Annotated in this window: 23 protein-coding genes; 11 read left to right on the plus strand and 12 right to left on the minus strand. The window is 42.4% G+C overall.

Features of this window, described 5'->3' with window-relative positions; all coding sequences use genetic code 11:
• Positions 1–26 precede the first annotated feature (26 nt).
• Positions 27–236 (minus strand): hypothetical protein, encoded by a 210-nt coding sequence (locus KHS38_RS02310; protein ID WP_213486659.1) that lies wholly within the window; start codon positions 234–236, stop codon positions 27–29.
• 225 nt (positions 237–461) lie between these two features.
• Here KHS38_RS02310 and KHS38_RS02315 point away from each other — a divergent pair, with 225 nt between their 5' ends.
• From KHS38_RS02315 to KHS38_RS02335, 5 genes are all read left to right on the plus strand, one after another.
• Entirely contained in the window at positions 462–929 is a 468-nt protein-coding gene (locus KHS38_RS02315) for a GNAT family N-acetyltransferase (protein ID WP_213486661.1), read from the plus strand.
• A 5-nt stretch (positions 930–934) separates the two neighbouring features.
• A complete protein-coding gene (locus tag KHS38_RS02320; protein WP_213486663.1) occupies positions 935–1558 on the plus strand; it encodes an RNA-binding domain-containing protein in 624 nt (207 codons plus the stop codon).
• A gap of 54 nt (positions 1559–1612) precedes the next feature.
• A complete protein-coding gene (locus KHS38_RS02325; RefSeq protein WP_213486668.1) occupies positions 1613–2968 on the plus strand; it encodes an MATE family efflux transporter in 1356 nt (451 codons plus the stop codon).
• Positions 2969–3033: 65 nt separating this feature from the next.
• Positions 3034–3945 carry an L-dopachrome tautomerase-related protein gene (locus KHS38_RS02330; RefSeq protein ID WP_213486670.1) on the plus strand — a complete coding sequence of 304 codons (912 nt, stop codon included), beginning with the start codon at positions 3034–3036 and terminating at the stop codon, positions 3943–3945.
• The gene (locus tag KHS38_RS02335) at positions 3942–4130 is read left to right on the plus strand and encodes a hypothetical protein (RefSeq protein WP_213486672.1); all 189 of its coding nucleotides are present in this window, start codon (positions 3942–3944) and stop codon (positions 4128–4130) included. Before KHS38_RS02330 ends, KHS38_RS02335 begins: the two co-directional genes overlap by 4 nt.
• 76 nt (positions 4131–4206) lie before the next feature.
• Here KHS38_RS02335 and rplT read toward each other — a convergent pair whose 3' ends face one another.
• The 7 genes from rplT to KHS38_RS02370 all read right to left on the minus strand — a co-directional run bounded on the left by rplT (position 4207) and on the right by KHS38_RS02370 (position 10925).
• Positions 4207–4551, minus strand: coding sequence for a 50S ribosomal protein L20 (rplT, locus tag KHS38_RS02340; RefSeq protein WP_213486674.1), 345 nt, complete (start codon positions 4549–4551; stop codon positions 4207–4209).
• A 78-nt stretch (positions 4552–4629) separates the two neighbouring features.
• Complete coding sequence (gene rpmI / locus KHS38_RS02345) at positions 4630–4830, minus strand: 50S ribosomal protein L35 (RefSeq protein WP_213486676.1); 201 nt, start codon at positions 4828–4830, stop codon at positions 4630–4632.
• 74 nt (positions 4831–4904) lie between these two features.
• Positions 4905–5474, minus strand: a complete 570-nt coding sequence (gene infC, locus KHS38_RS02350; RefSeq protein WP_213486678.1) for a translation initiation factor IF-3 — start codon at positions 5472–5474, stop codon at positions 4905–4907.
• 1 nt (position 5475) lies between these two features.
• Positions 5476–7401 carry a threonine--tRNA ligase gene (thrS, locus tag KHS38_RS02355; RefSeq protein WP_213486679.1) on the minus strand — a complete coding sequence of 642 codons (1926 nt, stop codon included), beginning with the start codon at positions 7399–7401 and terminating at the stop codon, positions 5476–5478.
• 414 nt (positions 7402–7815) lie between these two features.
• A complete protein-coding gene (locus tag KHS38_RS02360; RefSeq protein WP_213486681.1) occupies positions 7816–8544 on the minus strand; it encodes a (Fe-S)-binding protein in 729 nt (242 codons plus the stop codon).
• 15 nt (positions 8545–8559) lie between these two features.
• Positions 8560–9882, minus strand: coding sequence for an MFS transporter (locus tag KHS38_RS02365; protein WP_213486683.1), 1323 nt, complete (start codon positions 9880–9882; stop codon positions 8560–8562).
• Positions 9883–10043: 161 nt separating this feature from the next.
• Positions 10044–10925 carry an SDR family oxidoreductase gene (locus KHS38_RS02370; protein ID WP_213486685.1) on the minus strand — a complete coding sequence of 294 codons (882 nt, stop codon included), beginning with the start codon at positions 10923–10925 and terminating at the stop codon, positions 10044–10046.
• Between the two features lie 230 nt (positions 10926–11155).
• Between KHS38_RS02370 and KHS38_RS02375 the strand changes: the two genes are divergently transcribed.
• Positions 11156–12736, plus strand: a complete 1581-nt coding sequence (locus KHS38_RS02375) for an ATP-binding protein (protein WP_213486687.1) — start codon at positions 11156–11158, stop codon at positions 12734–12736.
• A 13-nt stretch (positions 12737–12749) separates the two neighbouring features.
• Complete coding sequence (locus KHS38_RS02380) at positions 12750–13172, plus strand: secondary thiamine-phosphate synthase enzyme YjbQ (RefSeq protein WP_213486689.1); 423 nt, start codon at positions 12750–12752, stop codon at positions 13170–13172.
• A gap of 8 nt (positions 13173–13180) precedes the next feature.
• On the opposite strand, the gene KHS38_RS02385 is transcribed toward KHS38_RS02380, so the two are convergent.
• From KHS38_RS02385 to KHS38_RS02395, 3 genes are read right to left on the minus strand one after another with little or no spacing between them, the layout of a single operon-like run.
• A complete protein-coding gene (locus KHS38_RS02385; RefSeq protein ID WP_213486690.1) occupies positions 13181–13483 on the minus strand; it encodes a GNAT family N-acetyltransferase in 303 nt (100 codons plus the stop codon).
• Between the two features lie 25 nt (positions 13484–13508).
• Positions 13509–14147, minus strand: a complete 639-nt coding sequence (locus tag KHS38_RS02390) for an alpha/beta hydrolase (RefSeq protein WP_213486692.1) — start codon at positions 14145–14147, stop codon at positions 13509–13511.
• Between the two features lie 3 nt (positions 14148–14150).
• Positions 14151–15086: a ring-cleaving dioxygenase gene (locus KHS38_RS02395; RefSeq protein WP_213486693.1), complete on the minus strand. Its 936-nt coding sequence runs from the start codon at positions 15084–15086 to the stop codon at positions 14151–14153.
• 280 nt (positions 15087–15366) lie between these two features.
• On the opposite strand from KHS38_RS02395, the gene KHS38_RS02400 reads away from it, so the two are divergent.
• The 4 genes from KHS38_RS02400 (at position 15367) to KHS38_RS02415 (ending at position 19738) form a co-directional block, all read left to right on the plus strand.
• The gene (locus tag KHS38_RS02400; RefSeq protein ID WP_213486695.1) at positions 15367–17262 is read left to right on the plus strand and encodes a glycoside hydrolase; all 1896 of its coding nucleotides are present in this window, start codon (positions 15367–15369) and stop codon (positions 17260–17262) included.
• Positions 17263–17313: 51 nt separating this feature from the next.
• Positions 17314–17538 carry a hypothetical protein gene (locus KHS38_RS02405; protein ID WP_213486697.1) on the plus strand — a complete coding sequence of 75 codons (225 nt, stop codon included), beginning with the start codon at positions 17314–17316 and terminating at the stop codon, positions 17536–17538.
• Between the two features lie 333 nt (positions 17539–17871).
• Positions 17872–19371 (plus strand): MFS transporter, encoded by a 1500-nt coding sequence (locus KHS38_RS02410; RefSeq protein WP_213486699.1) that lies wholly within the window; start codon positions 17872–17874, stop codon positions 19369–19371.
• Positions 19372–19528: 157 nt separating this feature from the next.
• Complete coding sequence (locus KHS38_RS02415) at positions 19529–19738, plus strand: hypothetical protein (protein ID WP_213486701.1); 210 nt, start codon at positions 19529–19531, stop codon at positions 19736–19738.
• A 137-nt stretch (positions 19739–19875) separates the two neighbouring features.
• Here KHS38_RS02415 and KHS38_RS02420 read toward each other — a convergent pair whose 3' ends face one another.
• Positions 19876–20586 carry a PAS domain S-box protein gene (locus KHS38_RS02420; protein WP_213486703.1) on the minus strand — a complete coding sequence of 237 codons (711 nt, stop codon included), beginning with the start codon at positions 20584–20586 and terminating at the stop codon, positions 19876–19878.
• Positions 20587–20817 lie beyond the last annotated feature (231 nt).

Here is a 20817-nt window from a genome sequence, read left to right on the forward strand (position 1 = left end):
AAAGATTGAGCTTTTTTATTTCCCCGTTATTTTTGTGGCGGGTTAGTTTTGGTTGTATCTGTTTTAGCAGATGTATCTCTCGTTGCTGAGGTGTCAGTTGTTGTCGTTGTAGCGGCCGAATCCGTTACTACGGTGCTGTCGCCGCTGCCGCTGGCTGCTTTTTCAGAGCTGCATCCCGCCGCTACTGAACCGATAATTGCCGCCATAAAGGCCAGACCTAAAATGTGCTTTTTCATGGTATCTGAGTTTAAGTGTTTCTTCTTGAACATCAAATAAGCTGATATTGTTCTATTTAGCTACCATTTTAGCTATTTTAAGCGTATTGGTTCCAAATGAACCCGTAAACTTGCACATACCTCAAGCTACATTTACACGTTACTATTAGGTAAAAGTTCAATTACCGATAAGCTTTTTGTGCCTGATGCCCTTATATTCGCAATCCGGCCTCAACACGCTTTGCCATGAAAATAATAATGAATACAGATGCATTCCTGAAAAAGGGCTTTGAGATATCGACAGACAATAGTAAGCTGGACATTAATTTGGTTTATGACTTTCTGATCAACGAATCATACTGGGCAACGGGCATGTCTGCCGAGAGGTTAAATAAGGCCATTCAAAATTCATTATGTTTTGGTATCTATCACGATAAGCAGCAATGCGGTTTTGCACGGGTGGTAACCGATATGGCTACTTTCGCTTACCTATGCGATGTATTTGTATTAAAAAATTACCGTGGTATGGGATTATCTAAGTGGTTGATACAAACTATTCGTGAACATCCGGAGTTAAAAGGATTGAGACGTTGGTCGTTGGCCACTGCAGATGCACATGGCCTTTACGAGCAATTCGGATTTAAAGTGATTAACAGACCCGAGCGATGGATGGAGATTTTCACCCCTTACACTACAACAGCAGACGCACTGTGAATAAAATGAGTATCAGAAAGCTGATTATGGAGGGCGAAGGTGTTTCACTGGATTTTAAAAACCGGATAACCAGCTGCGAAAAGATCGCTAAAACAATGGTTTCTTTTGCTAACAACAAAGGCGGCCGCTTACTGATAGGCGTTGCTGATGATGGCACCATAAAAGGGGTAAAATCGGAAGACGAAGAGCGCTATATGATTAACCGTGCTGCACACTTTTTTGCGCGCCCGGCATTGGAACCGGCTTTCGAAGAAATTTACTTTGATGACAAGCTGGTGCTGATGGTTGAAATTGAGGAAAGCGACACTAAGCCCCATTATGCTTTGGGCGATGATGGCAAATGGTGGGTGTATATACGTGTTAAAGACAAGAGTGTGCTGGCAAGCAAAATTGTTGTTGATGTTCTGAAACGATCAGACAGGAACGAAGGTGTGCTGATCGAATACTCATCCAAGGAAAAAGCGCTGCTTGAATATCTGGAGCAACACGAGCGCATTACCGTTAAGCAATACTGTGATTTGCTCAACCTGAGTCGCCGCAGGGCTCAGCGGATTTTGGTTAATCTTGTGTTATCTGGTGTAATACGGGTTCATACCACCGAGAAAGAAGAGTTTTATACGGCCAGTTAGGCAATCCGTAGCAAATACCTTACCTTTGTAGCCCTCCTATTTAAAAGGATTGCTATGAATCAGCTCTATCAAAAATACAAACCACATTACAACGCCAATTTGAAGCTGGCTATACCCGTGGTCATATCCCAATTGGGCCACACACTGGTTCAACTATCTGACAGCATTATAGTGGGCCACTTTGCAGGTACAATTTCACTGGCTGCTGTATCACTGGTTAACAGTATTTTTGTAATAGGCATGGTGCTGGGTTTAGGTATTAGCTACGGTATCACGCCTTTAATAGCACAGCACAATGGCAAGGGCAACTTTGCAGAGTGCGGTAGGTTGTTATCCAACAGTTTTTTCCTGAACATTATAAGCGGCGTTTTGCTTTTTGTATTGATCTACTTCGGATCCAATTTACTAATGGATCAGTTAGATCAAACACCTGCGGTGGTAAAAGAAGCTAAGCCATTTATGCTGTTGCTCTCCTTATCCATTATTCCGATGCTGATGTTTAGCACATTTAAACAATTTGCCGAAGGATTGGGCTTCACTAAGCAGGCCATGATGATCTCTATCTGGGGCAATATTTTAAACATCTGCCTGGGTATCATCTTTGTAAAAGGCATGTTTGGTATTGCACCTATGGGCATACGTGGCGTGGGCTATAGTACTTTAATTGACCGTACGTTGATGGCAATTGTAATGGGTACTTATGTGTTCCGGTCGGCAAATTTCAAAAAGTATCTGCAAAACTTTGTATTAACGGCTATTGATAAAGTGCGGTGTATGCAACTATTACGCATTGGCGCTCCAATATCCTTGCAATACGCTTTCGAGATCAGCGCCTTCAGTGCAGCTGCAATTTTAATGGGGCAATTGGGTTCGGTGCAACAAGCCGCTCACCAAGTTGCTATCAGTATGGCGTCGTTAACTTATATGATGGCAAGCGGCGTATCAGCAGCGGCCGCTATCAAGTCAGGGAATCATTTTGGCGCAAAAAACTACCAGGAGCTACGGGCGTCTGCAATGGCGAGCTATCACATCATCATCCTTTTTATGATGTTTACGGCCCTGCTTTTTGTAGTATGTAACCAATGGCTACCATGGATCGTTACCTCAGATAAAAGTGTAATAGAAGTAGCATCCCACCTGTTGATCATCGCTGCGGTATTCCAGCTGTTTGATGGAACGCAGGTAATAGGGCTGGGTATTTTGCGCGGTATGGGCGATGTGAATGTGCCTACGTTTATCACATTTTTGGCCTATTGGGTTATTGGCTTGCCATTGGGCTACTTACTTGGTATACATTTGCATTTCGGTCCTAATGGTATATGGTATGGTTTGGTAGCCGGCTTAGGCGTAGCATCCATATTGTTATATCTCCGTTTTAATAAAAATACAGAAAAGCATTTGGCTGCATAGCGCGCTTACGTCAAACAAGCAGACAGCTTATAAACAATTCTTTAAGTCGGCGGGTTAGTATGGTTATGAAACACATACTAACCCGATTATTTGCCGCAGCTGGTATTGCTGCCTGTATGGCAACAGTCTCCAACTTAACTTATGCACAGCAGCCTAAATTACAGCAGGTTTATGCTGATAATACTTACCAGTTTACCGGCGTAGCGGTATCAGCCAAAAACCGGTTGTTTGTTACTTATCCGCTGTGGTCAAAAACTTACAAATATGCCGTGGTGGAAGTTATGCCGAATGGTACAGCCAAGCCTTTCCCAGACGCAGCCATGAACAGTTGGAAGACCGGTGAAGATGGTAGCAACAAATGGGTATGTGTGCAAACTGCTTATGTTGATGCTGACGATTATCTATACATTGTAGATCCCGCAGCACCAATGTTGAACAAAGTAGTTGGTAACAGCGCCAAAGTGGTCAAATTTAATTTAAAGACTAACAAGATTGAACGCACCTACCGCTTTACCGGAACAATTGACCAAAGCAGCTACCTGAATGACATACGTGTAGATACCAAGAAGCAGGTAGCTTATTTAACCAATTCGGGAACAGGCGGTATTGTAATACTGGATTTAAAGTCGGGCAAATCCCGCCAAGCATTGCAAAACCACAAATCGGTACACTCTGATTCCAACTTTAAGTTTGTAATTGATGGTAAAGAGTTTAAGAAGCAAGGCCAACCAATGAAGTTCAGCTCTGACGGTATTGCGTTAACGCCTGATGGTAGCTGGCTATATTACAAGCCACTTACAGATAAAAAGCTTTACCGAATTACTACCAGTGCCTTATTGGATGAAAAACTTAGCCCGCAGCAGTTAGCCGGCAAGGTACAGGATTTAGGCAATGTAGCGGTTACCGATGGTATGATCTTCGACAAGCAAGGTAACTTATACCTGGGTGATATGATTACTACCGGATGCTGCGCATGACACCAGATTTAAAAGTTTCTGTATGGTTTAAAGATATGAATCTGATTTGGCCGGATACTTATTCTATATCTAAAGACGGCTATATGTACCTTACCACTTCGCAAATCAACAAGCAGCCCAACTACAATAATGGCGTTAACAAGCGTACTTCACCGTATAAAGTGTTTAAAGTAAAACTTCCTTAAAAGAACTAAGGTGTTATATAAACAGAAAAGGCCTGCTCAAACGAGCGGGCCTTTTCTGTTAGTTTTATAATACAGCTTATTTTACTGCATCAACCACAGCTTGGAAAGCTTCTGGATGGTTCATAGCTAAATCAGCCAAAACTTTACGGTTTAAACCGATTTCGCTTGCATTTAGCTTACCCATTAATTGAGAGTAAGATATACCATGCTGGCGTGCACCTGCATTGATACGCTGAATCCACAAAGCGCGGAACTCTCTCTTTTTAGTTTTACGGTCGCGGTAAGCGTACTGTAAGCCTTTTTCAACTGTGTTTTTAGCAATGGTGTAAACCTTGCTGCGTGAACCATAGTAACCTTTTGCAAGGTTCATGATTTTTTTTCTACGTCTTCTGGACGCTACTGCGTTAACTGAACGTGGCATTTTTTTGCTTTTTTGGTAGTGAGTGCTCCGCTAAACGGGGTCTTTGGTACTCGAAAACCTGGTTAAAAAATTAATGAATTACTTTCCGATACAAAGCATACGTTTCACGTTACCCATGTCAGCATCAGCTACTAAGCTGGTTTGACCTAAGGCACGTTTACGCTTAGTCGACATCTTGGTTAAGATGTGGCTTTTGTATGCGTTTTTTCTGGCAATTTTACCGGTTCCAGTAAGCTTGAAGCGCTTTTTAGCACTGGAATTGGTCTTCATTTTTGGCATAACACTTATTAATTTAATTTCTACGCTTCAACAGCGTATTATCTTTATCCAGCTTTATAGGCTGTGATGTTGTCTTATTTTTTAGCTGCCTTAGGGCCAACAATCAGGAACATACGTTTACCTTCCAATTTTGGTAACTGCTCAACTTTACCAACTTCTTCCAAAGCCTGAGCAAAACGTAATAGTAAAATTTCCCCCTGCTCTTTATAAACAATAGCACGGCCTTTAAAATGCACGTAGGCTCTAACCTTCTCACCTGCTTCCAGGAAGCTCATTGCATGCTTTAGCTTAAAGTTAAAGTCATGATCATCCGTGTTAGGTCCGAAACGAATCTCTTTAATGATCGTTTGCTTAGCGTTGTTTTTAATCTCTTTCAGCTTTTTCTTTTGCTCGTAGATAAACTTGTTATAGTCAATCACACGGCAAACGGGAGGAACTGCGTTCGGAGATATTTCAACCAGATCCAGCTCCTGCTCTTGCGCTATTGCCAACGCTTCGCGGGTTGGATAAACACCCTGCTCCACATTATCGCCCACAAGGCGAACCTCTGGAGCTTTGATGAAGTTATTAATATTGTGCTCTGCTTCCTTTTTCTTGAAAGGAGGCCGTGGCCCTCTGTTGAAATTCGGTCTACCTAATGCCAAGTTATACTGTTATTTCTTTTAGTAACTGTTGTTTAAATTCTTCAATGCTGATGGTACCTAAATCACCAACGCCATGTTTACGAACAGAAATCGTGCCATCAGCAGCTTCTTTTTCGCCAACAATCAGCATATATGGGATTTTTTTGATTTCAGCATCACGTATCTTACGCCCTATCTTCTCATCTCTGAAATCAATCAGCCCGCGAATATCGGAATTATTCAGCTCATTTGAAAGTTTTTTTGCATAATCTTCATACTTTTCAGAGATAGGCAAAATCACATATTGCTCAGGTGATAACCACAATGGGAAATTACCGGCGCAATGCTCAATCAATACAGCAACAAACCGCTCCAGTGAACCAAATGGTGCACGGTGAATCATCACAGGGCGGTGCTTTTGGTTGTCGCTTCCGGTGTATTCCAGCTCAAAGCGTTCTGGCAGGTTGTAATCTACCTGGATTGTACCCAATTGCCACTTTCTGCCTAAAGCATCTTTTACCATAAAATCGAGCTTTGGACCATAAAAGGCAGCCTCGCCATATTCAATGATGGTAGGTAATGCTTTTTCGGTTGCAGCTTCAATAATCGCGCTTTCTGCTAACTGCCAGTTTTCTTCGGTACCAATGTACTTGGTCTTGTTTTCCGGATCGCGCAGGGAAACCTGTGCAGTATAATCTTCAAAGCCTAAAGCTGAGAACACATATAACACCAGGTCGATCACTTTCTTGAACTCTTCCTTCACCTGATCGGGACGGCAAAACAAGTGCGCATCATCCTGTGTAAAGCCACGAACACGGGTAAGGCCGTGCAGCTCGCCGCTTTGCTCATAACGATAAACGGTACCGAACTCTGCAAAACGCACCGGCAGGTCTTTGTATGAACGGGGCTTCGTTTTATAAATTTCGCAATGGTGCGGGCAGTTCATAGGTTTTAAAAAGAACTCCTCACCTTCCTGCGGTGTTTGTATAGGCTGGAAACTATCTTTACCATACTTTTCATAATGCCCGGAGGTTACATACAGGTTTTTATGACCGATGTGCGGAGTAATCACCTGCTCGTATCCGGCCTTTGCCTGTGCGCGCTGTAAAAAATTCACTAAACGCTCGCGCAGAGCTGTACCTTTTGGCAACCAAAGCGGCAAGCCCATACCTACTTTTTCGGAGAACGCAAAAAGCTCCAGCTCTTTACCTAATTTACGGTGATCGCGTTTCTTTGCCTCTTCAATAACTTTCAGGTAATCTGTCAGTTCGCTTTGCTTAGGGAAAGTAACACCGTAGATACGGGTAAGCTGCTTACGGCTTTCATCACCACGCCAGTATGCACCGGCAACGCTCATCAGTTTCACAGCTTTTACAAAGCCGGTGTTCGGAATATGCGGACCGCGGCACAAGTCGGTAAATTCGCCTTGTGTGTAAAAAGTGATTGAACCATCTGGCAAATCTTTAATCAGGTCGAGTTTGTACTCGTCGCCTTTCGCAGTAAAGTATTCTGTAGCTTCCGCTTTGCTCACCGGCTTACGAATGTAATCTTGTTTGGCTTTCGCCAGCTCAATCATTTTATCTTCAATCTGTTTAAAGTCATCTGAAGAAAAAATGCGGTCGCCAAAATCTACATCATAATAAAAGCCGGTTTCGATAGCCGGACCGATACCGAATTTTGTACCCGGATACAAGGCTTCAAGCGCCTCGGCCATTAAGTGTGCTGATGAGTGCCAGAAAGTTGATTTACCATCGGCATCATTCCAGGTAAGCAGCTTTACAGCCGCATCCTGTTCAATTGCCCTGTTGGCATCCCAAACATGGCCATCAACTTCGGCCGCTAATACGTTACGTGCTAAGCCCTCAGAAATGGATTGGGCAATTTGCATAGAGGTAGTTCCTTTTTCGTACTGACGAACGGAACCATCAGGAAGTGTAATGTTAATCATCTACAACTATGATTTCTAAGTTAAAAAATGTGTTAAAACAGCAATCACCTACAAAAGTGATTATATTTTGATGCTGCAAAAATAGAATTAAACGTTTATTGCGCAAGTATAATACTTAACTGATATATAAATATAACAAAAAAGCGCCTCAATATTAAGGCGCTTTACTTTTGTGTATGATAAGATTTAGGATAATATTATGTAGGATATGCCTAAATATAAATACTTATAATCAGCAAACTAACATATACAGCACTACTGAATACCTAAGATATAGTAGACGATAAGCCGGTAGATTTTAACGTGAAGCATGATGACAGTTTTATATAGAGCAAAGATATACCTAATTTTATAGTAGCAAAATAAATAACCGTTATTTAATATAAATTAACACAAATTTAACTAGCACATCATTTATACATTTCCCCAGCCATTTGCCAGCACATCGGCGATGTGCATTGTTTTGATAGGCAACTTCTCTTTATCAATATAGTTTTGCAAATGCAGTAAGCAGGAAGCATCTGTTGATATAATATAATCGGCACCGGCAGCCAACGCGTTATCTACCTTTTGCTGGGCCATAGCACTCGAAATAGCATCGAACTTTACAGCAAATGTACCGCCGAAACCACAGCAGGTTTCATTGTCTTTCAATTCCACTAAATCCAGTCCATATACTTTTGAAAGCAAGCGGCGGGGCTCTTCCTTGATCTTGCATTCACGCAAGCCGCTGCAACTGTCATGATAAACGGCGCGCCCCTCCAATTCGGCTCCAAAATGGTCGAATTGCATAATATTTATTAAAAAGTCGGACAGCTCATAGATGTTGGCTTGTATGGCACGGCATTTATTATGCGCCATAGTATTGGTAAATAGATCATTATAATAATTACGCACCATACCAGTACAAGATGCCGAGGGCGACACAATAACATCCTCTTCCGAAAAATCATTCAAAAACTTACTGCCTACAGCTTTGGCATCATCCCAAAAACCAGCATTAAATGCCGGCTGCCCGCAACAGGTTTGCCCCGGATTATAACTTACCACACAGCCTGCCTTTTGCAACACCTTCACGGTATTAAAAGCAGTATCGGGAAACAACTGATCAATAAAACAGGGAACAAATAACTCAATCTTCATGTGCTGTACTCAAAATTAAACGGCGCTAAGTTCCGAAACTTCGGCCTGCTTTTTTTGTTTGCCCAGCAACGAAAAAAGCAAAACCAGTCCCAGTATAAAAAATATAGTTAGCACCAGCGCCGAGTTGCGCATACTATGCGTAAGCGACTCTACAAAGCCAAATGTAAACAATCCGATTACAATTGCCAGCTTTTCGGTTACATCATAAAAGCTAAAATAAGCTGCAGTATCGGTAATATTCTCCGGTAAAAATTTGGAATACGTTGAGCGCGACAGCGATTGAATGCCCCCCATTACCAAACCCACCACTACAGCCACCAAGTAAAACTGCGTTGCCGTTTGTGTAAAATAGGCAGCTATGCAAACACCTATCCAAATAAATACTACCCCGATAAGCACTTTGATGTTTCCGTATATAGACGACAGCTTTGACATAAGTGCAGCACCGCCAATAGCTACTAACTGGATTATTAAAATAGTAGCTATCAATTGTGTATCCTTCAGGTGAAGCTCTTTGGCAGCAAAGCCGGTTGCCACCAGCATAACCGTTTGTACGCCCATGGAGTAAAAAAAGAATGCCGTCAAATAACGTTGCAAAAACGGCATGGATTTCATATTGCGCCATACTCGGCCTAATTCTTTAAAGCCACCACTTATTACATTTTGCTGAACTTTTGTTTGATTTGGTTCGCCCTTTGGCAATTTAAAAAAGGGAATCTGCGCAAAGCCCAACCACCACAAGCCTACCAATAAAAAAGACAATCGGGCAGGCAAACTTGGATCAGTTATACCAAATGTATCCGGACTTAACACAAAGACAAAACATATGATTTGCAGTAATACACTGCCTATATAACCGTAAGTAAACCCTTTGGCACTAACACCATCCTGCCTGTCTATCGAAGCAATTTGAGGCAGGTATGAATTATAAAATACTGCACCACTGCAATAGCCAATAGCGGCTAATGCAAAGCAAACCATGCCAAGCGTAAGCGTATCCAGCTTAAAGAAAAAAAGACCACAGCAAGCCAAGCCGCCAAGCCAAGTGAACAGCTGCATGTAGCTTTTTTTGTTCCCTTTATAGTCGGCAACAGAGGTAAGTATTGGCAGCAGTAAAACCACTACCATGTAGGCAGCTGCAATTACATAATCAAGTAAGGCTGTGTTTACAAAACGGTGCCCCAAAAAGGTTACCATATCCTTATTGTCTTTGGTGATGGTAATAGCCGTATAATAAGCGGGAAATATGGTGGATGTAATAACCAGGTTATAAGCTGAATTGGCCCAATCAAACATGGCCCAGGCTTGTATAGTTTTCGGATTGTTTTTGCTATCCATGATATGGGCTAAGTTAGACAATTACTCGTGATTGTTACAAACACCCTTATTATTAGCTTTTATATCCACCAAAGGCCCATCAAAATATTTTAGGTTCGTCAACAAAAAAGGCGCTTCTAAAATATAGAGCGCCTTTTCATGTCATCAATTAAGGATAATGCTTAAATAGTCGGTGATCCACCAGTTACCTGGATAGTGGCACCAGTCATATAGCTCGAATCTTCAGAAGCTAATAATACATAGCTTGCCGCCAGTTCTGCCGGTTGGCCTGCACGTTTTAATGGTACATCCTGACCGAATGATTTCACTTCTTCCGGACTCATGGTGGATGGTATAAGCGGTGTCCATATAGGGCCCGGTGCTACGCAGTTAACACGTATGCCTTTTTCGGCCCAAAGCTGCGCCATGCTCGATGTAAAGTTTTGTATTGCTCCTTTGGTAGCAGCATAGGCAACCAAAGTTGGGCGTGGCTTATATGCATTTACCGATGTGGTGTTAATTACGGTGCTACCTGGTTTCAAGTGTTGTTCTGCCTTTTTGCACAGATAAAACATTGGGTAAATGTTAGTTTTAAAAGTACGATCCCACTCCTCAGTTGATACTTCCTGTAATGATTCTCTTGACATCTGGAATGCAGCATTGTTCACCAGAATATTTATCTCGCCAAATTCTGAGATTGCCGTATCAATTATGTTCTGACAGTGTTCCTCTTCCCGGATGTCACCAGAAACCAGCACCGCTTTACGGCCAGCTTTTTCAACGTACTTCGCTGTTTCGCGGGCATCTTCATGTTCGTCCAGGTAAGAGATCAGCACGTCGGCTCCTTCCCGTGCAAAGGCAATTGCTACCGCCCTGCCAATGCCCGAATCGCCACCGGTAATAATTGCCTTGCGCCCATTCAGCTTACCACTGCCTTTATAAGAGGTTTCGCCATGGTCTGCTTTCGGCTCCAGCTCGGCTTCTGTACCCGGTATATCCTGTTGCTGTTCGGGCAACTCTTCATTCGTGTATTTCTTTGTTGGGTCTTGATTCGTTTCTGACATGTTCCCTGTTCTTAATAGTTAATAAATTAAATCACTCTTAGTATTAACAGATTTAAAACAAATGGTTTACACTTTTTGAGAATAGTTGGACATTTGAAAGAGTTAAGCGGTTTCACAAACATTATATCACAACAGCTGTATATCCGCTAATACTTGACAACAAAAGCTGCCGTTTACGTTAATACTATATATTTTATATTTGCGCCGACATTACCATATCACTCCAAGCCATGCTACCAGAAGGAAACGATCACGAGCTTAATATTTATGCAACGGGCGAAATGGCCGACCGGATTCGTTCGCATGCATGGGCATCAAGCCCGGTTGGTCCTGTTTCTGCATGGCCGCTCAACCTGCTCAATAGCGTAAACCTCATTCTGGATTCCGGTTTCCCGATGCTGATCTGGTGGGGATCCGAAAAGATCCAGTTTTACAATGATGCTTACAGGCAAATACTTGGTTCCGGGCCTGGTGGTAAGCATCCCAAAACATTAGGCCAAAAAGGCGAAACCGCCTGGATTGAGGTTTGGCCGGTTATTGGTCCGCTTATAGATAAGGTATTTGAAACCGGCAAAGCGGTATACCAGGAAGATGTATTGATTCCTATTTATCGCAACGGCCAGCTGGATGACGTGTATTGGACATTTAGCTACAACCCAATCAGAGGTGTTGGCGGCAAAACCGAGGGTATATTAGTGGTTTGTAATGAAACCACACACAAGTACCAGTTGATGCAGGAAAATGAACAGCGATTACAGCACATCTTGGATACCATGGCTGAAGGTGTGGTGATGACAAATAACGACGGCAAAGTGGTATATGCCAATCGCATGGCGCGAAAAATAATGGGCTACTCTGATGAAGAAATAAAAGCCCGTACTTATAATGATAGCAAGTGGCAAAACCAACGCATCAGCGGCGAACCACTACCCTATGATGAGCACCCTGTTGCTATAACGTTGGCTACTAAGAAGCCGGTTTACGATGAGGAAATAGCAATCCATCCGCCAAATGGCGAACGCTTTTATGTATCCATAAGCGCTGCACCGCAATTTGATGCAGCAGGCCAGTTAACCGGATGTATAGCTACCTTTACTGATGTTACCAATCGGGTTAAGCTGATGCAGCAAAAAGATGATTTCATCAGCGTTGCCAGCCACGAGCTAAAAACACCAATCACCAGCCTCAAAGCCAGTTTGCAATTGATGGATAAAATGAAAGACCATCCATCAAAAGAAATGCTGCCTAAACTTATTATGCAGTCACGCAAAAGCATACAACGTGTAAGCACACTGATAGACGACCTGTTAAATGTAAGCCGTTTTCAGCAGGCAGAAGTAAATCTTAATAAAACCACTTTTGTTTTATCGCAGCTGCTCAACACGATTTGTAACCCTATCAGCATTATTGGTAAACAAAAAGTGAAAATTACGGGCGACTTGAACTTGAAAGTGCATGCTGATGAGCACCGTATTGATCAGGTGGTTACCAATCTGGTGAATAATGCTTTAAAGTATGCGCCCGAGTCGTTAGCCATTACCCTATCCATTGAGCAGGTTGGCAACATGGCCAAGGTTTGCGTTATTGATTACGGGCCGGGCATACCACAGGAAAAGACTCCGCATTTATTTGGCCGTTATTACCGTGCCGAAGGTTCGGGCAGCCATGTATCGGGCCTGGGGCTTGGTCTTTATATCAGTGCCGAAATCATTAAACGACACGGTGGCGAAATTGGTGTGAAAAGCGAGTTAGGTAGGGGCAGTACATTTTGGTTTACCTTGCCTATTGACGGTAACGAAATCGTTAAATAATTAGCATAGTGATATGAGGTTTATGCAGCAACAACTACAGCTTAGGGCAAGGTCAAGAGGCTTTCATTTGATAACAACTGAGATATTACAGGCTTTGCCGCAATTAAGTGAATTTAAAATGGGCATGTGCCAAATATTCATTCAGCATACATCGGCCTCGCTTACCATCAATGAAAATGCAGACCCAACGGTGCGTAAAGATTTTGAGATGTACTTTAGCAAAGCCGTACCGGAAAATGATCCTGATTATTTGCATGATGACGAAGGCCCGGACGATATGCCTGCTCACTTGAAAGCTGCTATGCTGGGCACTTCTGTACTCATTCCTGTGCGCAATGGCCGGCTGGCTTTAGGTACATGGCAGGGTATTTACCTGTGTGAGCATCGCAATTATGGCGGCAATCGCAACATCATGATTACCGCCTGGGGCGAATGAAGTATGCACTAATCAGTTGTAGGTTGTTCAATAAGTAAACGATTCCATTCGGGATGGCGTTTCAGAAACAGCTGCACGTAGCTACATAAAGGTACAAGTATCAGATGGTTTGCTTCAAGGTAGTTTAGCGTTTTTTCAACAATAGCTTCGGCAACACCCTTCCCTTTCAACGCCACATGCACTTCCGTATGTATCAAATACACCTTATTGCCTTTTTGTTTGTAATCAATAAAAGCACGATACCCATCTACAAACAACTCGAATTTATGAACAGGCTGATTATTGATCAGCTCAAGATTTTCATACTTCATAATAAAACAATGTTTTAACGCTTAATCACAAATTAGCCTGCTTAACAAAAATTAATTCATTTGCCAGCTTGATCTCATCATAGGTGATGGTATGAGGCCGTCCGGCATATACTTTAAGGGTTACCTCTGCTCCTTGCGCTTGCAAAGCTGCTACGCTTTCTTCTACCCTGCTCAGCGGCACGTGTGCATCCGGGTCGCCAGTGGTAATGAGTAACGGTGTACCGGATAGGTTTCCGTTATAACGGCTCATATCTAATTGCTTGCCAATTAAGCCACCTGTAAAAGCTACCGCACCGGCATAGCGTTGTGCATGACGGGCAATAAACTCCAGCGTTAAACATGCTCCTTGCGAAAATCCGGCAAAGTAGATTTGTTCGGCAGCAATGCCATCTGCAATAGCTTCATCAACTGTTTCCTTGATCGTTTGCAAAGCCGAATCGAGCGCAGGCTGGTTTTGTACATCCGGTGCCATAAAGCTGTACGGATACCAGCTTTGGTTACTTGCCTGTGGTGCATACAGTGCCATATCGCCCGCGTTTAATTCCTGAGCCAGACTCAGAATATTCTGAGCCGTTCCGCCACGACCATGAATCAGTATTAACGTAGCCTTAGCTTCATGAGCCGGTTTCCCGGCTTTAAAGATTTGTTTTTGATGTGTATACATGGTTTAAGCCAATTTAGGTAAAGTAGTTTCCAAACTACTACGGTACTCTTCATATTGCGGAGGCAACATCAAGCCACTACCTAATCTCTCAACAGGTTCATCTACGGCAAAGCCAGGATTATCGGTAGCCAATTCAAACAGAACACCGCCTGGTTCACGGAAGTATAAAGAGTAAAAATAATTACGGTCTATTTTGTCTGTAATGTTCAAACCTAATGCCGCTATTTTTTCCCTGTACTGCATTAATGCCTCTTCATTTTTTACCCTGAATGCCACGTGATGTACCGAACCGCCTGCTACATGCCCGGGTTTTTCACCGGGCACTTCCACTAAATCGATGATGTTGGCGTTTTCAACCGTATCCGTTACGAAGCGGTAGCGGTTAACGTGCTGCTCCAGCAAGCGATAGCCAAATACACTGGTTAAAATATCGGCTGTGGGTTGCAATTTGTTGGTAGTAATTGTTACGTTATAAAAACCACGTGTTGCGTTTTCTGCTGTTATTTCTTCTGTTTCCCAAGGCAGGCGTACATCTGCTGTTTCTGATGCTATCAGCTCAAGCTTTAATCCGTCGGGATCCAAAAACGTTAAGTAAGGCCTGCCAAACTTTTCGGCCACTTTATTATAAACCACGTTATGCTTTTCAAACCGGTTCAGCCAAAAATCGAAGCTGTTCTCCGGAACAGAGTAACCTATTTCCGTTGCCTGGCGGGAACCTCTGCGACCAGTCATGATATTTTGCCAGGGAAAGAAGGTAAGTATGGTACCGGGAGTACCTTCTTTATCGCCATAATACAGGTGATAGGTTTCCGGGTCATCAAAGTTCACTGTTTTTTTAACCAGACGAAGGCCTAATATTTTAGTATAAAAATTATAGTTGCGTTGGGCATTGCCGGCAATGGCCGTGATATGATGTATGCCGTTTACTGTATTTTCCATGATTATAATGTTTAGTTGTTTTATGTAATTGTTGATTGATTACATCACAAAGGTAAAGTGACGGCGGCCCGCAAAACTTAATGTATGATAAGAAATGCAATTTACAGTTTGTACAGGCTAATAGCTGGACAAACATGGTAGACATTTAACAAACTATAGTATTTAATTGCCGTTGAAATACTTGGTAGTGCAAAATTTTTAACTTCGTGATGGCTACAGGCCAGGGAATTTTATGAGAAGAATATTTACCTTTTTGTTAAGTATAGTATTGTATACCAGTATGGCATTCGGACAAGTTGAGGTGGCACCATGGGGAAACATAACCGGCATACGCAATCATGGTCAGTTATACCGGTTCGAAACCAGCTTACAATATATCAAAAATGATGGCAAGCAAACCCTTGCAACCGACAGGGAAAGACAACGACCTAAATATCGCCGCAACGGTGCTGCTCAAATTATCAACACCAATCTGGATAGCTTATATTTTGAAGAAACCATCAACAATGCAGGCGATGGCCAGGCCACAGTTAAGCTCTCGTTAACCTCGCATGCCGACACCAACCTGACTGGGGCATATTTTGTGGTTACACTCCCCTATGTGCCTAATAACGATACTCTCCAGTTAATTGGCGGTAAAACGATCGACCTGACTGCATTAACCACTAAACCGGTGCAAGAGACAGCCAGCATTGCAGCACAAGGCATTGAGTTTACATCACCAGGGCTAAAACTCAAGATAGCCAACAACGGCACTGATGATATTATTATACGCAAGGATTGGATCTATGGCATTGAAAAGACCCTTGTTTACTTCCCTGTTTCTACAAAAAGCATAAAAAAGTATGAATCCATAAGCAAAACTTACTACCTACAGGCATCTGGTCCGATAGATACAGATCCCGTTCATTTGAGCCTGAATACAGCACAACAGGGCCGCAAGTTTGATGGGTTTGGTGGAAACTTCCGCTTGCAAAACCCGGTTACAGATCCGCAGGTGATTGACTATAGTTTGGCTAACCTGCGCGTAGCATGGGCTCGTGCCGAAATGCCCTGGCGCTTGTGGCAACCCGACTTGAGCATTGATCCAATTAAAGAAGCAAAAGCCGGAAGGTTGGCTCCGCAGGTTGCACAAGCTATGCAAATGGTACAGCGGTTGGGCAAGTTGAATATACCTGTCATACTATCTGCCTGGTACGCACCGGATTGGGCAATTGTTGGCAAGGCCAACCTACAGCCCGTAAATGGCATCTGGGGAAACCCGCTTAATCCTGAGCAAATGCAGCGCATCTACCAATCCATAACCGATTACATTCTTTACCTGAAAGATGCATATGGCGTAGAAGCCGCATTCTTTTCGTTCAACGAATCGGATTTGGGTATCAATATACGGATGACGGCGCAGGAACATGCTGATTTTATTAAAGGGCTGGGCGCTTATTTCGCATCTAAAAAATTAAAAACCAAGTTATTGTTAGGCGATAATTCGGATGCCACAACCTTCAACTTTTTAAGCGCAGCAATGGCTGATGCAGAAGCGCGTAAATATATTGGTGCTATATCCTTCCACTCCTGGCGTGGATGGGATGACGCTACCCTGCAAAAGTGGGCCGATGCAGCTACACAATTGCAGGTGCCCCTGGTAGTTGGCGAAGGTAGTATTGATGCATCTGCCTGGCAGTACCCAGCTATTTTTATGGAACCAACCTACGCACGCGAAGAAATTAACTTGTACACCCGCCTGCTTGCTATATGCCAGCCGGTATCCATACTACAGTGGCAGCTTACTGCCGATTACTCGCCGCTTGCCGGGGGTGGTATTTTTGGCGACAATGGTACACTACGGCCTACACAACGTTTTTGGAACCTCAAACAACTTGCCTCTACGCCAGCCGGATTGTATGCAATGCCCATTACTTGGGATCAGGAAGATGTATCCGTAGCGGCGTTAGGTGATAATAGCAAAGGTATTTATACCATACACATGGTAAATAACGGCGCAAGCCGTAAAGTGGTGCTCAACGGCTTACCGGCTAAAGTACAAGCACTGCGTTTATATATCACTAATCAGCAGCAGTCCTTCCAAAATATGGGGCTACAAAAAGTGGCGGGCGGTAAATTGGACTTTGACCTTCCCGCAGAAGGCTATCTTACCCTCGTCAGCGAAACGCGTTAAGTAAAAACATTTTACAGCTAAATAAAGTATTACCTATACTTTATTTAGCTTATGAGAAAGTATACGGGCGTAATCCTGATTTTGATTGGAATTATCATCATCATATGGTCGAGGTTAACATACAACGATAGCGAAAAGCTGATTGACGGGAACGCCGTGCAAAATTACGCTACCCGCCAGCGCTCAATCAACTGGCCTCCATATTTAGGTGGTATACTTGTCATCGCCGGCATCATGGTTTCGGTAACCGGTAAAAAGGATCATACGATTAAATAAGTAGTTATCAACTTTATACAGATAATAAAACCCAATTTAAAATCTGGCTGTTGCACCTTTTATATTAAATTGAATGGGGAATTTTAACTGCATTACTTCCCCATTCTGTCTCACTATCTCCACATAAATAATCTGATCTTTTCGCATTAAATCGCGTACAAAAGTTTATATGGCCTCCTTTATTGGTTAAAGGGCATATTAAATCTTTGATTAAATCATTAAACCATTCGGCAATGTTTTTGTCTGATATCATCCAAAGAATGGTAACTTTGCCGTCCCCTAACTATTAATTTAAACTATTGATTAAGCCTGCCTTAGTGGGCGCTTTATATAATGACTTTACGCCCATCAAAACAACTTACCGAAAACCAGGTAAAGCGCGGCTTAAACCTGGTTTTGGCCGATGGCCTTACCTCCGAAGCGATGGTGGTATTTACCAGCGGCACATTTTTAACAGCTATGGCTGTTAACTTGGGGGCTTCTAACTTTCAGTTGGGCCTTTTTGCTGCGTTACCTACTTTTACCACTGTATTTCAATTGTTTTCGATATGGATGGTACGGCACTTCAATAACCGCCGTGTTATAACAGCGCTGTTTAATTTTTTGGCGCGTGTACCTATTCTGGTTATCGGTTTACTGCCATTTCTTTTTACAAAAGGTACCAGCATACAGATTTTGCTGCTGATGCTTTTCTTTCAGCATGTGTTTGGTGACATTGCCGGTGCAAGCTGGAATTCATGGATGAAAGATTTGGTACCCGGAGAAAAGCTAGGTAGCTTCTTTTCTCGCCGCAGCCGCATGGGGCAGATACTGAATGTAACGCTGAGCTTAACCACGGCGCTTTGTATAGATTATATTAAGCAGCACTACCCACAGCAAGAGATTTTAACTTATAATATTCTGTTTTTGATTGGCGGTGCGCTGGGGTTGGCAAGCGTTGGCTTTTTGTTACGTACGCCAGAACCTGAGTCGAGAAAAATTGACGATAAGTTATTTACATTAATCAGCAAGCCGTTAAAAGACAAAAACTTTAAAACGTTACTGGTATTTAACTCATTCTGGGCTTTTGCCTTAAATCTGGCCACGCCGTTCTTTGCGGTTTATATGCTTAAAACTATCGGCATATCTTTATCCTATATTATTGCGCTGGGCATTTTAGGTCAAATAAGCGGGATTATATCGCTAAAGCTTTGGGGTAAATACTCCGATTGGTTCAGCAACAAAACTATCTTACGCATTTGTGCGCCATTGTACATAGGCTGCATACTCATGTTTGCGCTAACCAACATGCCTGGCTCCCATGTGCTGACTTTAGCGCTGTTAACCGGTATTCACATTATCAGTGGTATATCTACTGCCGGTATAAACCTGGCATTAAACAACATAGGCATTAAACTGGCGCCTAATGATGAGGCCATTGCTTACATATCAGCCAAGAACATGCTGGTAGCTTTTTTTTCTACTATAGCCCCTATGCTTGGCGGATTAATGGCTGATTATTTTGCCAACCACCAGTTTACCTGGAACCTGCAGCTTAAAGACGCTGCTGACACCAATAACCTCACTTTGCTTGATTTGCAGGGCTGGAATTACTTCTTTATTATCGGCGGCTTACTGGCCATGCTTTCTTTACGGTTTTTGAATAAGATTAAAGAAGATGGGGAAGTAGATAAAGACAAAGTTGTGGTGCATATGCATATGCGTTTCAGACACCGCTTGCGTAAAAAAGTGGGCGATGAACTTACCGATGGCATTTATCATCCGCGCCGCCGGGTAATTAAAATGATCAAAAAACGTCGCCAGCAAAGAGCGGCTGGAGATAAAAAGGTTTAAAAGCGCCTTGAATAAGCTAAATACTATAAGAGTAAGAAGAGAAACTTCATTTTAGCAATCAACAAATCGCTTTTCGATAAATTGTTAATTAAAATTTAAAATAAGGGTAACCTCATTTTTATATTAGTGTATTAGCTTTATAAAAATGAGATTTCCTATGAATTCAACATTAGAAATAACCGACAACGAATTTTTAATAAAACTGGATCGTAAAAAGTTTAACGTATCCTTTGTACGCAACTTATTAAAAATGGTAGAATTTACCAGCCCTTCTGAAGATAGTTTTGCCATAGCTGATCGCTATTATACATCTAATAGCTATTCATCATCAGAACCTGATTACTTCAGTAATTTAGACGAGAAATAGCCTGACTTAATTTAAGCAGGCGGACTGATTGCGGTTGGGTATGTGAATGATTTTTATGACCTATACGGACGCGAACTATATTTCATACGAATAGCCGTCTCCAGCTCTACCCATCTGCAACTTAAACCACGGTCAATTTACCGGCCTGTGTGTAAGATTTGGGTCAGGTCTGCAATTACCTTATCAAGATTACTGGCGCATACTGACAGAGCATCCAGCAAGGCATCGTACTCATGATCATTCACTTTCATGCCTTGCAGAAGCTCAGTCAAACCTTTGATGTTGGCAACAGGCGCAGGCAAGTTCCGGGAAACGATGTAAGTACATTGCTGCTCCATATTTTTGTTGTGCTTTGTTAAGTCTGCTGATGCAATACCGTGATGAATTCTGCCGCTTGCTTCTGAGAATCGCTTCGTTTGCACACTTATACCCTTTTGAGTATCTGGATTTAAATATCCATTAACAACTTCTACATTTCTTATAAGTGTAGCAAATCCGATAAGATTATCCCCATCATTTACAGGAGTAAACTCCACCTGCACTTCATATAGTGATTTATTCTTCCTTTCAAGAACGTCCTTCTTTTCATACTTTCCATTCTTCAAAGCCTGATCCAGACACTGCATTAAATATTGGTCTGAATTTAGTTCTTTATATAGCACAGACACCTGCTTGCCAATAACTTCCTCTTCACGATACCCGCTTATATATTCAACTCCGTGGTTCCAACTTAAAATGTAGCCGTTTACGTCAATTAAAAAAATGGCCCTGTCTTTTACATCATTCACCAGCAAATGGAAAAGCTTATCATTAAAGTTTGGATTTAGCGGGGTATGGTCGGTAGTCACTTGTTTGCGTATTTGTTGATTATTAAATAGAGATTGACACCACAAAGGAACAGTAAAATTAAACTGAGTAATAGCGATAAACTACTGATGGATGTAATTGCGTAGTTCTACGCAATTATATGCAGATACATGACTACCGTGATTGAAGCATTAAAGGCTGCATAAATTAGAAAAACATCTAAATCACTAAAATGCGTAGAAGTACTTAATATATGAGTTAGGTGTTTTTAC

The organism is Mucilaginibacter sp. Bleaf8 (assembly GCF_018390515.1).
Taxonomy (GTDB): Bacteria; Bacteroidota; Bacteroidia; order Sphingobacteriales; family Sphingobacteriaceae; genus Mucilaginibacter.